The 13,760-nt window shown below is 51.1% G+C and carries 8 protein-coding genes; 1 reads left to right on the top strand and 7 read right to left on the bottom strand.

Features of this window, described 5'->3' with window-relative positions; genetic code table 11:
• The first annotated feature begins 94 nt into the window (after positions 1–94).
• Complete coding sequence (locus tag IE054_RS10755) at positions 95–1,123, top strand: LacI family DNA-binding transcriptional regulator (protein ID WP_189406276.1); 1,029 nt, start codon at positions 95–97, stop codon at positions 1,121–1,123.
• On the opposite strand, the gene IE054_RS10750 is transcribed toward IE054_RS10755, so the two are convergent.
• From IE054_RS10750 to IE054_RS10720, 7 genes are all read right to left on the bottom strand, one after another.
• A complete protein-coding gene (locus tag IE054_RS10750) occupies positions 1,120–2,631 on the bottom strand; it encodes a tryptophan halogenase family protein (protein WP_189406274.1) in 1,512 nt (503 codons plus the stop codon). The two genes, IE054_RS10755 and IE054_RS10750, sit on opposite strands and share 4 nt — an antisense overlap.
• 1 nt (position 2,632) lies before the next feature.
• Positions 2,633–4,123 (bottom strand): tryptophan halogenase family protein, encoded by a 1,491-nt coding sequence (locus IE054_RS10745; RefSeq protein ID WP_189406272.1) that lies wholly within the window; start codon positions 4,121–4,123, stop codon positions 2,633–2,635.
• A 167-nt stretch (positions 4,124–4,290) separates the two neighbouring features.
• Positions 4,291–7,206: a TonB-dependent receptor gene (locus IE054_RS10740; RefSeq protein WP_189406270.1), complete on the bottom strand. Its 2,916-nt coding sequence runs from the start codon at positions 7,204–7,206 to the stop codon at positions 4,291–4,293.
• 761 nt (positions 7,207–7,967) lie between these two features.
• Positions 7,968–8,720: an SDR family oxidoreductase gene (locus tag IE054_RS10735; RefSeq protein ID WP_189406268.1), complete on the bottom strand. Its 753-nt coding sequence runs from the start codon at positions 8,718–8,720 to the stop codon at positions 7,968–7,970.
• Positions 8,717–9,298 carry a thymidine kinase gene (locus IE054_RS10730; protein ID WP_189406266.1) on the bottom strand — a complete coding sequence of 194 codons (582 nt, stop codon included), beginning with the start codon at positions 9,296–9,298 and terminating at the stop codon, positions 8,717–8,719. Before IE054_RS10730 ends, IE054_RS10735 begins: the two co-directional genes overlap by 4 nt.
• Before the next feature lie 8 nt (positions 9,299–9,306).
• The gene (locus tag IE054_RS10725) at positions 9,307–11,328 is read right to left on the bottom strand and encodes a putative bifunctional diguanylate cyclase/phosphodiesterase (protein WP_229805093.1); all 2,022 of its coding nucleotides are present in this window, start codon (positions 11,326–11,328) and stop codon (positions 9,307–9,309) included.
• A gap of 129 nt (positions 11,329–11,457) precedes the next feature.
• On the bottom strand, positions 11,458–13,710 hold the full coding sequence (locus tag IE054_RS10720) for an acyl-CoA dehydrogenase (protein WP_189406264.1): 2,253 nt from the start codon (positions 13,708–13,710) through the stop codon (positions 11,458–11,460).
• Between the last annotated feature and the right edge of the window lie 50 nt (positions 13,711–13,760).

The following is a 13,760-nucleotide window of genomic DNA, read 5'->3' as shown; positions in this document are numbered from 1 at the left end:
TTTAAGCCTTTTCTGGCGGCATGCACCGTCATGATATTAACCCGGTAAGGAATCCGGGAGAAGCGGCGGTAAAAGCGGCACGGTCGTCATTATAATGAAAAAAGTAAAATTAACCCTCAAAGATGTTGCCCAAAAACTCGGGGTGTCAACCGCTACCATCTCTAATGCGTTTAATCGACCCGATCAGTTATCGGCTGCTCGGCGTGAACAGGTTCTGGAAGCGTGTCAGAGAATTGGTTACCACGGCCCCAACAAGGCCGCGCAAATCTTACGTAAAGGCGAGTCGCGAATCGTTGCGCTGGTGTTAGCTGACAGTATTCGTTATACGGTCAGCGACCCTATGGCCAGTACCTTTATTAAAGGTGTCTCTACCGTACTGCAGGCAGAGCAGAAACACCTGTTGTTGTATGCTGGCGATTCAGAATCAATACAGGAAGTGGTGGATTTTGTGGATGGCTTTATCTGTTATGGTTTACCGCGAAACCGGGTCCTCGCAGAGGAGCTGGCCCGTGTCAGCAAACCAGTGGTAACTGTAGATTTTAATCTAGAAACCCGTCCCTCAATCAATATCGACAATGAAGATGCCTGCTATCAGATTGCCCGGGCAGCCGTCAGAGAGGGCGATCACGTGGCGATACTTGGCCTTCGGCTGATAGACTCACCGAATACCTGCCGCATCTACGACAGCCCGTTACTCGACACTGACAGCTCTATTTCTCACCGGCGACTCGATGGTTATCTTCGCGCAGTTGAGGAAAAGGGAATGACCGTGGATGGAGACTGGATCTGGCACATTCCTGAAAGTGATAGCAGTTTCGCCCGGCAGGCGGCCAAAGAAGCACTGAACAGTAACCCCCGGCCTGACACCATCCTGTGCATGAGTGATATTATTGCACTGGAGCTGCTGCAATGTGCGCTGAGTATGGGGCTTAGAGTACCGCAGGACTTAAGAATTGCAGGCTTTGACGGTATCGATGAAGCGTCCCGCACACGGCCGCTGATGGCGACCATTTGTCAGTCCAGTGAACGTAAGGGAGAGCTAAGTGCGAAAGCACTGCTAAGCGGTAATAAAGAAGCACAGTTGCTACCCTACGAATTACGCCGGGGAGAAACCATCGGTTAACGACTGTGCCCGCTCAGTACCTTGTTGTGCGCGCGGAAATTCAGCCGGCAGCCATCAAATAGCGCGGCCAGGTTTCGCTGTGCGAACAGATCGTGCTGATGTGCGTCTTTTTCAGGCTGGTCAGCTCTGATCGGCGGGAATGCACCATACCCTGCCAGCAGACAATGCCACGACGACGTGGAAAAATGCGCCTGCAAGCCCTGACGTTTTATTTCCTGCACAAGATCACCTTTACGAAACCACACATCCAGCAGTTGTAATAATGACTCTGACAGCGCCATGTTGTTGCGGTTGTCCCGCCAGTAGGCGGTATCATCACGGCTGTTAAGTTTATAATGTGCCACAATATAGTCGCGCACACGCTCAACGCGTTCATGCATGGTAGCGTTATACTCAGACTGATACCGGTCAGACAAATCACCTTTGTGGTAATGCTCAAGAAACAGCTCAATTCCGGTTTGAACCAGATGCAAAGCCGTTGCTTCGAGTGGCTCTATAAAACTTTGTGACAGGCCCAGCCCCAGACAGTTCTTTGCCCACTGAGACTGGGTCTGCCCGACCCGCATTGACAGGTGACGTACGTCTGCATCGCTTTCACCCAGCCCAAGATGCTGCCGCAAGGTATGCTCAGCGGTGGTGGCATCGCAGTACGCACTGCTGTACACATAGCCATTGCCGGTACGGTGAGTCAGAGGGATCTGCCATGCCCAGCCATGAGACAGGGCGGTCGCGCGGGTTTCTACTGGAACAACAGGCTGCGGCGCAGTCGGGATCACCACGGCTGCATCGTTAAACAGGTTTTCTGAAAATGATTGAAAAGGTACCTTGAGTGTCTGCTGTAACAGCAACGAGCGAAAACCGGTGCAGTCGATGAATAAGTCGCCTTCGATCTGCTGGCCGGATTCAAGTAAGACACTGGCAATACTGTTATCGGGATGCTGGTGAACCTCAGCCACATTATCCTGAACGTACCTGATACCCTGAGCAATAGCGCGCTCTTTTAAAAACGTACCGAGTTTGCCTGAATCGAAGTGATACCCGTATTCCATCCGAAAAGGAAAGTGGGGGGGCGTGACGGGGGCCAGTGCATGCCGGGCAAGATACCCATTAAACAGAAACTTATCTGGCGTGGTGGTTACATCCAGTCCCAGTCGGCGGGTCAGGCAGTTGACATGAAACGCCCGTTCGCTGTGCACATCTAACTGGGAGATAAACGGGTGGCTATAACTGTTGGTGCCGGACGCCGGACTCCAGTTATCAAACCGGATGTTCACTTTGTAGGTGGCATGGCAGGCCGGCATCCACTCATGTTCGGGGATCGCAAGACATTCAAAAAAGCGCTTTAACGTAGGGGTAGAGCCTTCTCCTACGCCTACGGTGCCAATGTCCGGTGACTCAATCAGCGTCAGCTCTACAGGACTGTCCGCGAAATGGTGTGCGAACAGGTTTGCCGCCATCCAGCCAGCCGTGCCGCCGCCAACGATGACAACCTGGTGGGGACGGGTCATGTCAGGCTCCTGTATAGCGGCTGAGGAAGTCATCATGGGAAAGCATTTGCGCGACGGGATCCGCTTTGGTAGTGCGGATTTTTTCAAGGGTGGTCATGAGTGTACTGAGATCCGGCGTTAATGCAGACGGGTGGAAATCTCCCGGCACAATGCCCTGACCCAGCATAACCTGAAGCCAGGACGAGTCACGAAAAATATCGTTTTGCTCATTAAATATTGCGGCAGTCTCGGCAAACGCCGCGAGCTTTTGTGACAGCCGGTCGGGAATAGCCATACGTTGCATGTCCTGCCAGAAGTCCGAATCGTCCCGCTCATTCACATGGTAGTGCAGGATAATAAAGTCACGAATAGTTTCAAACTCGTGCTTTGATTCTGCATTGTAGGCATCCACCATTGCCTGTGAAATACCGTGATTAGGGAACATTTTCATCAACCGCACAATGCCAGACTGAATCAGATGAATACTGGTAGATTCCAGCGGCTCAAGGAAACCACTGGACAGGCCAATGGCTATGACGTTTTTGTGCCACTGCTGTTTCGTACGGCCTGTTCTGAATCGAATTTTTCTGGGGGTGTCCAGTGCCTCTGAATCGAGGTTTTGCATCAGCGTTGACTCGGCGTCTTCCTCAGACAGGTAGTCACTGGCAAACACCATTCCATTGCCATTACGGTGTGTCAGCGGAATTCGCCACTGCCAGCCAACCCGGTGTGCGATACTGCGGGTATAGGGGGCTGTCTGTTCATGGCGCTGTGACGGCACCGCCAGTGCTGTGTCGGCCGGTAACCAGTGGCGCCAGTCTTCAAATTCTACGCCCAGCGCCTGCTGCAGCAGCAACCCACGCATACCGGTGCAGTCGATGAATAAATCACCCTCTATCTGCTCGCCACTTTTAAGCTGCAAGCCTGTTACATTACCGCTGTGAGGACAGGTACCGACATGTGCAATTATTCCTTCACGACGCGTAACACCATTCGCCTGGGCAATGCCACGCAGAAACTGCCCGTAACGTGCCGAATCAAAATGATAGGCATATTGCATCTCATACAGCGGGTTTTGTGTGTTCATTTTATTGAACTTTCCGGCCGTAGCGCACATGTAATTCAGGTCGTAGTCCCACAAAGACCGTGTTAGTCCTTCTTGCTGCGCCCGCAACCAGTAATGCTGAAAACTGGCAAAGCCAAGGTTTGCGCCCGGCGCGCCAAAGGTGTGAAAGTAGCTTTCGCCAGGCACCCGCCAGTTTTCAAACTTTATCGCCAGCTTTACCGATCCCTGGGTTTCCCGGAGGAACTCTCTCTCATCCAGCCCTAGTACTTTATTGAAGGTCTGAATCGGCGGGATCGTGGCTTCGCCGACGCCAACGATACCGATTTCTTCAGATTCCACCAATGTGATGGAGAGTGTGCGTGGCAACACTTTTCTTAGCAGTGCTGCAGCCATCCAGCCAGCGGTGCCGCCGCCAGCGATGACCAGTTTACGAACCGGCTGTGTCATGAAACCTGTTTCCTGAGTTTAGCAAAGCATGGGGAAGCGACTTTATTGTCTGGCATAGACTAAATCAAGTAGCGACGCCCCACGTGTAATAAACAAAAAAGGCCTGAAACGGGCATTCCAGGCCTTTGACGCGCAGGTTTCCCTGCGCGCATACGGTGATTACCCGATTAGTAGAACGAGTAGTTAAAGTTCAGCAGGTAGGACGGGCCGAACTCCCGACGAAGCGTCACGATCCCATCATCATTGATAGTTTCTTCTTTTTCGTCAGTCAGGTTGGTCCCCTGCAAAGAGATCCGCAGACCTTCCAGGTATTTAATGCCACTGTTTTCAAAATCGTAGCTGATTTGTGCATCGACCTGGGTCACCGCATCACGGGTGGCAGCTTCAATTTTATTTGAACCGCCACGCTGATAGGTCAGGTATTCAGAGCGGTCGGTTGCTGCTACCCGGAATTCGAAACCGTTCATTTCGTAATAGGCCGTCACCGAGTAGGTCTCATCAGACTGCCCGGGAATACCGGTACCATCTTCCAGCTCAGCGTCAATCAGGGTTGCTGATGCCGCTATACCAAAACCGTCAAGCACATCTGCAAACATCCGAAGTGGAACCTGCGCGGTGAGCTCCGCACCTTTCACTTCACCTTCAAGCCCATCTTCGAAGAACGAGTAGAATCCCTGATCCGGCGGTGTCAGCAGCTCGCCAGCTTCATACGGCGTATCAAGCGGCCCATAGTTGCCGGCCTCATCCAGTACCCGGTCATGAAAGCCCGGAATAAAGTAGTTGGCACCGTCATTGGTGGAATCATTGGTGAAATCAATCAACTGATTACCATCGCGGGTCCAGTTAACTAAATCCTTATAAAACAGCGCCACTGAGATATACCCTTCGTCTTCGAAATAATTTTCGAAGGAAATATCAAAGTTGTTCGCCTCAAGCGGACGCAGGGTCGGGTTGCCGGTATTCTTCGACCAGGGCGACCCGTATTCGCGCACTGCGGCTTCGGAATTCGGTGTAGCGATCAGCTCGATGTTCTGATCAAATTTCACAAAGCCTGAGGCTTTCATCTGGTCAATTCGCGCACGACTGATAGTTTTATTCGCCGCAAATCGCAGATAGCGGTTTTCCGCCAGTTCAATACTGACGTTCAGGCTTGGCAGGAAGTGTGAGTAGTCATCACCGTCTTCGATAAGACAATCTGCGTCAATCTGACCATCGTTATTATCGTCACAGACTTTCAGGTTATCACTGACAATACCCAGATAACCGGTTGAGCTTTGATCGGTCTGCACATATTGTGCACCAATATTACCGGTAACGCGGAAGCCGCTGATGTCAGTGGCAAAGTCAGCCATGGCGTACAGCGTGATCACTTCTTCTTCTACCGTGAATGTATCGCCGAGGCGATCCGGCTCAAGCAAGCCTGCATCATTTAACTGATATTCGCCGTCATTGTATGGCGCAAATCCATCATAGGCGACAACCTGACCAAGTCCGGCCCAGGTCAGATCGGCAAGGCCATTGTAAAGATATGCCGCAGGAATCGCTTCAGACAGCGGGTAAGACGAAGCTGTGGCGAAAAAGCCTTTGTTATCTTTCGATTTGAAGCGGTCAGAGTAGCGAGCGCCGAATGTCACACCATTTACAATGTTCCAGTCAACATACCCGGAAAACTCCACTTTTGCCGTGGTCAGCTCTTCTTCGAAATCTGCGTAATTAAGGAAGCCGTCCTGGGCGTTTAGGTAACTGTAGGGTTCACCGTTTGCTTTAGCGACATTGGTGTCGAACATGTCGGCCAGGCTGGCCATACCGCCACCCCATTCCTGCGGACCAGTCAGCTGTAACTGAGACGGGTCAGAAAAAGCGCCCAGGCCGTTGCTGCCGGTAAAAAAGACACCATCAGCGCTCATCGTAAACTGGCGGGTTCCAAACTCACCAGCAGAAAGTGCCCCAGAACGGGCCAGACCCGCATAGGATTCACCACGCAGATCGCGTTTACTCGACTGGCTGTCAGCCACGTCGACTTCCATGGTCCAGTCATCGTTAACATAATAGGTCAGGTTTAGGCCAAAGGTTTGCAGTTCGCCGTCTTTCTGAGCCGGGTCAGTCCTTAGTACAGGGTTAGCACCAATCTGGCGGCCTGTGTTGTTGACACCGGTTCCTTCTACATTATCGGCTGCAAAGGGTTCGATAAAGCCACGGATAACACCAGAATCAGAATAATCGATATCGAGTGCGTCTACGACGATGTCAAGATTTTCAGTAGGGCGCCACTGAAAGATGGCCGAAATCGTATCACGCTCAAGCTCACGGCTGATGGCCTGGGTATCAAGACCTGTAGGCAGGATTTGTCCATCATCGTTTTCGGCATAACCCCACACCCCGTATTTTCTCTCGTTACGAGGCGATTCCGTGGAGGCGATTGCTAGGGCGAGGCCCATGGTATCATCATTGAACTTTTCGACGAACGACAGCGCATACCGGTTGCCTTTATTATCGAATTCCGGGTTGTCAGAGTCGTTACCACCCTGTTCAAAGACACCGGTGAGGGTGAGTGACTCCTGGGCTGCCAGCGGACGCACGGTTTGCAGATCAACGGTACCGCCAATGCCCTGAACCATCAGTGTTGCATCAGGGGTTTTATAGATTGTCGCCCCCGTCATAATTTCAGCGGGATACAGATCGTATTCGACACCACGGTTATCACCGATACCAATCAGCTCACGCCCGTTGAGTGAGGTGCCGGTAAAGTCTTCTTTAAAACCGCGAACAGAGATACCTGATGTGCGGCCTCCGACACGCTCACCGGACAGACCTGGCAAACGCGCCAGTGACTCGGCAATCGACGAGTCTGGTAACTTACCAATATCCTCGGCAGATAAGGCTTCGACGATCGACGAGTTATCCATTTTCACGGCCTGGGCGCGGATCAGTGATCCACGGATACCGGAAACCTGAATCACTTCAAAGTCTTCGTTCTCTGCCTCACTGGCGTCCTGTTGTTGAGACCATACCTGACCAGAACAAAGTGCTGATGAAACGGCCAATGATAACAAGGCCGGCTTAAATAGTTGTTTTGTAATCATATTGTGTGCCCCTGATGATGCAAAATTTGTAACCAAATAGGTTACATGCTGTTAACAATAGTGGGGGTTCGAATATTAATCAAGTAAAAGTTGCAATTTTTCTTAATTGATTAAGTGAAGGTTTAACCGCGCTTCTGAGGGTGGTCCGTTTTAATTTTTACTGTCAGGCTTAATTGATTCAGGCGTTGCGTATAAACGACATATGTGAAGGGTGATGTTGCGCGGGTGTTAAAACCTCCGGAGTCAATGTGAGTGCTGGATCAGATGTTGGATGGCAGTGTTGAGCTGATGACGGGACAAGGTGTGCAGATGACTGCTGGATGCGTCCCATGCGTTGCGTTTGAGCCCTATATCAGACATGGCAGGCGAATGGCTGCGCGACCTGACCTGCTTTACGTCAGGTCAGGTCTGCTTCGCAGGAAGGGGCTTACAGTTTTCCGATTCGACAGACCTGATCACCATAATAATTATTGTCATAATTGCAGGTTACGGTTGTTTCCTGACGCTTAAGCAGTGAAATAATACGTGACATTACAGACTCCTGATGAGTAGTTAAACAAAACACTCTGCAATCATCGTCTGGAACGTTAATCTTTTAAATCTATAAAAAGTGATTGTTCTAATTGATTAAAGTGGTCGGTAGAACATTGAAACAATGCTTGGGAAGAGGCGATAGACTTATTCGCATCTTCCCTTGCTACCCGTTTCAGCAACATGGTGTCACGTTCCTGTCACTGCATCTGCGCCCCGGTGGTTTCACATTAACTCATTTTCTTCAGCCATGACAAAGGTGCAACTGCCAGCACGAAACGTAAAAAGGCCCACGGCCACGCGGGGACCCAGGCGTTCGCGGGCTCTTTATCAATGGCACGCACCATTGCCCGGCAACCGGTTTGCTGATCCACAATAAAGGGAACAGTTTTCACTTTTTCATTAATTTGCGTTCGAATAAACCCGGGATGCACCGTGGTGACCTTAATCGGCGTATTCAGCACGTCGATACGGATCCCTTCTGAGAGTGAAGACAAGCCAGCTTTTGTTGCAGCGTACACCGTCATTGCACGGCGGAAGCCACGTACTGCACTGATGGAGGAAATGGTCACCAGGTGACCGTTGTTCTGACGACGAAAGATGGTCATCGCGGCTTCGCACTGCGCCAGTGCCGCAATAAAGTTGGTGGTGGCAGTCTGTTTATTGGCGTCATAGAACCCCGTGCCAATTGACGCCCCTTTACCCATGCCTGCATTTACAATGATCCTGTCTATACTGCCAAATTCCTCAGCAAAGCGCTCAAAGACAGAGAACACGGCGTCATCGTCGTTGACATCGAGACTGGCAACAGACACTTCAATAGCAGGGTTTATTTCAAGACACTCACATTTGAGGGCGTCCAGGCGTTCGGTACGTCGGGCACACAGCGCGAGATTGTGGCCTTTTTTGGCAAACTCGCGCGCCATACCTTCTCCTAAACCCGAACTCGCGCCGGTAATCAGTATCGTTTTTCTGAACATCATGCATCCCAGACAAGGTGTTTGAAGTGCTTGCGGCACATTGATTCGTAAGAGTCGTTGCCGCCAATTTTAACCTGATCGCCGCCCTTTACCGGGTTACCATCGGCGTCGAGGCGAACCACGAAACTGGCTTTGCGGCCACAGTGGCAAACGGTTTTAAGTTCGAATAGCTTATCAGCCCAGGCCAGCAGATAGTGGCTACCGGGAAAGGTTTCACCAAGAAAGTCGGTTCGCAAACCATAAGCCAGAACCGGAACGTCCATCTCATCCACCACTTCCACTAACTGACGAACCTGCTGCTTCGTCAGAAACTGCGCTTCGTCAATAAATACACAGTCCAGAGCCCGATCCTGATGGTCTTTGGCAATGATCGACTCAAGGTTATCTTCGGCCCTGTACAGCTTTGCATCTGCTTGCAGCCCTATGCGGGACGTCACTTTTCCGACCCCAAAGCGATCATCCAGTGCGGCTGTATAGATGGCGATATGCATACCGCGTTCACGGTAGTTATAAGCAGACTGCAGTAACGACGTAGACTTGCCTGCGTTCATCGCAGAGTAGTAAAAGTAAAGTTGTGCCATGAAATTCGTTATTGTTGAGTGTTATTGTACCAGCGCAGGAGGTGCTCGTTAGTGAGCGGCTTCGCATACAGGTAGCCCTGCAAAAGGTCGGCGCCCATGTCAGTGAGACGCGTGGCCTGAGCCTCAGTTTCAATGCCTTCTGCAATTGTGCGGCAATGAAACTCCTGCGCAATCAGCATGGTAGCACGAATAATGGTATCACTACCCTCCTCAGGATTCTGCACAAACGAACGGTCAATTTTTATGTAGTCGCATTGCAGTGACTGTAACTGACTCAATGACGAGTAGCCGGTGCCAAAGTCGTCAATCGACACAGACACACCATGGCGCTTGATAGCATTAATCTGGGCAACAACTTTTTCTTTGTTGCGTGCGAACACACTTTCGGTAATTTCCAGGTGCAGGTGCTCTGGGGCCAGCCCGGAACTGGACAGTACTCGTTCCAGCGTTTCAATAAAGCTGTCATCGAGTAACTGGATCACGGACACGTTCACAGATACCGACACATTCTCTGCGAACTGCCACTGCGCAGCATCAATACAGGCGCGGTGCAGCACCCAGGTGCCGATATCCTGCATCTGGCCTGTTCGCTCGGCCAGCGGAATAAATACATCGGGGGGAATGAGGGTGTCTTCATGCTGCCAGCGCAGCAGAGCTTCGACCGCATACAGTGCGCCGGATTGCGCATTGATAATGGGCTGATACACCAGGAATAATTCACCGTTCGAAATGGCGCTGCGCAAATGCTCACACATCAGTTGCTCATTTCTCAGAGCAAGGTAAATATCTTCATTAAATACGCCCACCGAGCCGCGCTGAACGCGTTTCTGTTCATACATGGTCAGGTCGGCTTCCTGAATCAGCGACTGGGCTTCCATACCGTGTTCCGGGAACATCGCTATGCCGACAGTTGCATCCAGTGTAACCTGGTTATCCGACACATTAATGGGAATCGTAATACCGCTACGCGCAGCCTGTGCCACGGCCATTGCGGTGTCGACACTGGCGTAGGGCAGGGCAATAACAAACTCATCGCCACCCCAGCGTGCCAGGTGATCCTGTTCACAAAAGCGAGTAAGGCGTGTGGCAACTTCTTCCAGTACTTTGTCGCCTATCTGGTGTCCCAGGCTGTCGTTAACCTGTTTAAATCCGTCGAGATCAATAAACAACACGGCAATCTGGTTACGCAGTTCTTTCGCCTGGTTTATCAAGTTTTCCAGATAGCGTAAAAAGCCACTGCGATTGAGCAGTGATGTGAGAGGATCACGGTTGGACAGACGGTGTATATCGTCTGTGCGTTTCTCAATTTGCGCTTCCAGGTTTGCGTTGACTTCATCCAGCTTCACATTAGACAAACGCAGTTGCTCATTCACTTTTGCCGTTTCATGCCGCTCAGCTTCCATGGAGGCGGTAAGATCGGCATTGTTTGCTTTAATCATTGCTGTATCAATAAAAAAGGCATTCGCACGGGAGGCTGTTGCCAGCATCGCCAGCCAGAACATACACCCCAGTACACCCAACGTAAAGAAGTAAGGCTGGTTATCGATAAGTGCCCTGACTGACAGCGGCAGAATAAGAAGGGTACAGTAACAAAACACCGCCACGCGATTAGATGCCAGCACCGATGCGCCGCCGCCCGCCATCGCAGACATCACTACCATGGTGCAAGCCAGCTCAACAGGTGTCATAACATCATAGAGTATCAGTGCATAACTTGCCCATACCAGCCCGGTAAAAACCGAGCCCATCACAAAACGGAACTGAGCGGGGACAGGGGCATAGGGCTTACTCTTGAGTTTGTTAAGCCAGTAAAACGCATCGCCAAGCCGCACCAGCACAATCGCCAGCATAATTAACCAGAACGAAAATTTAACAGAAGAGGTAGGCTGGCTGTGAAACCCAAAAACAAGCCCACTAAAGCCGACCATAGTCATTAACAGGCCAGTGAAGTTGTTTCCGTAAAGCAGATCCACCAATTCGCGCTGAACGGAGACAGGAAGTACGTTTTTTTGCAGCAGTGTCTTAACCACAGTGAGTTTTGATTAAAAACGACATTAGCGGAAAATACCCGAAGTTGGCGCTTACCTCAAATTACTTATGTCATACGGGCATAAAAAAAGCGGTCAACGGACCGCTTTCTCTAAACATTATGTGCCGTGCTAGGCGGCATCCTGACTGTCTGACTCAACCGCTGTCAGCGTTTCCTCAGCAGGCAGTAATTCCATATCAAAGGTGTATTCATCAACACGCACAGCCAGTTTACGTTTTTCGTTGTAATCATGCAGTTTAGCTGCTTCGTCAGCATCAATGATGCCCTTTTCCTGCAGCTTACTCAGTGCATTTTCAAACGAGACAAACGGGATAACAGGCTCTTTACGCAGCGCTTTCTGTACCTTCTTAAGCAAGTGAGAAACCGCATGCTTGGCTTTAAATGCCTGTTCGTTGATGTCGTTTCCGTCACCGGCCACCGGGCGAACCAGGTGGGTCAGCTGAGCTTTCACACTGTTGTCCTGCATCGCAGCAACAGCCAGTTCGCGTGTTAGCTTGTCGCTGATGCCTGGAACACTGTTAGAATACGTGTTTGTCAGAACGCGCATCAGACCACGCACACCGGCATTCGGGAAGTTGTTGATAAAGTCAGCAATTGCCTTTTCTGCCTGTTGCAGCGACCACTGCATCGCGTATTCAAAATACGGCAGTGCCAGTTTGCGATCTTCAATACGCTGCTCGTAAAAACGCACCGCAGCCATGGCACCGTAGAGATAACTCATTACGTCACCTAAACGTGCTGACAACAGCTCTGCTTTTTTCAGATCGCCGCCCAGTACCGCCAGCGATAAATCTGCCAGCGGTGCCAGTTTTGCCGCTACCTTATTCAGGCGCTTTTCGTAGCCGCGTACTTCTGGCAGCGACGACTCAGCTTTACGCATAAACGGCAGGTAACTGTTACCCATGCTGCGCATGGCATTGCCAACACTAAAGCCAATGGTTTTGCGCAGTACTTTATTGAACTGACCGTCTGCACTGGACTCATCACTGTGGATCAGGTCAACCATCTGCTTCAGGTAAGGGTGACAGCGCATCGCGCCCTGACCAAAGATCATCAGGTTACGGGTCAGGATATTCGCACCTTCCACAGTAATGGCGATGGGCAGTGCCGAATAGCCACTGGCCAGTGTATTTTGAGGTCCGCGCTGGATCGCTTTACCCGCCTGTACATCCATTGCAGAGTTCAGCACATCACGGCCCAGCTCTGTCATATGGTATTTGGCAATCGCGGTAACGACAGACGGTTTTACGCCTGTGCCCAGTCCCTCAGTGGTCAGTACCCGCATGGATTCCAGCAGGAACGTTTTACCGGCAATATCGGCCAGTTTTTCCTGAATACCTTCGAAACGGCCGATAGGCAGGCCAAACTGCTCACGGATAAAGGCATATTCTGCCGTACCTTTAAGCGCAGACTGACCGGTCGCCACACCCATCGCAGGCAATGAAATTCCGCGGCCTGCCCCTAAGCAGCTCACCAGCATCTGCCAGCCACGACCGATATTTTTCTGCCCGCCAATAATAAAGTCCATAGGAATGAACACATCATTACCGCGCGTAGTCCCGTTGTAGAAACGCACGCCCATCGGGTCGTGACGGTTACCCAGTTCAACACCGGGGTGCGACTTAGGCAGCAGCGCACAGGTGATACCCAGCTCCAGCTTGTCGCCCATCAGGTGATCAGGATCGTATACTTTAAATGCCAGACCCAGTACGGTCGCGATAGGTGCAAGCGTAATATAACGCTTGTCCCAGCTTACCCGCAGACCCAGGACTTCTTCACCGTTGAACTCACCTTTGGTGACGATAGCCGCATCCGGAATGGCACCGGCATCAGAGCCGGCTTCCGGGCTGGTTAATGCAAAGCACGGGATATCGCGGCCATCGGATAACCGGGGCAGCCAGTAATCCTGTTGTTCGTTGGTACCATAGTGCATCAGCAGTTCACCGGGGCCTAACGAGTTAGGTACCATAACGGTAACGGCAATCGCACCGCTTTTCGCTGCAATGGTGGCAACAATGGTTGAGTTGGCATAGGGGCTAAACTCAAGCCCGCCGAACTTTTTCGGAATAATCATTGAGAAGAAGCGATTCTTCCCAAGGAAATCCAGAATTTCCTGAGGAATATGCTTGCCATTTCCCAGTTCGAAATCATCGATCATGCCCAGCAGTTCTGTTACCGGGCCATCAAGGAATTCCTGTTCATCTTTACTCAGTTTGGCGCGGGGTACATCACGCAACGCCTGCATATCAGGCTTACCCTGATAAATCGACGACTCGATCCATACGTCGCCTGCATCCAGTGCTTCCTGCTCTGTAATCGAAATTGGAGGTAAGACTTTCTTCAAGCTCGTTCTAATACTCATAAGACTCATCCGCTCATCTGACCAGTTGTGTTAACAATATTGCACAGAAA

The sequence above is a fragment of the Alteromonas halophila genome, assembly GCF_014651815.1.
Taxonomy (GTDB): Bacteria; Pseudomonadota; Gammaproteobacteria; order Enterobacterales; family Alteromonadaceae; genus Alteromonas; species Alteromonas halophila.
The sequence above is the reverse complement of the archived record's forward strand: the minus strand, read 5'-3'. Positions and strand labels throughout refer to the sequence as shown.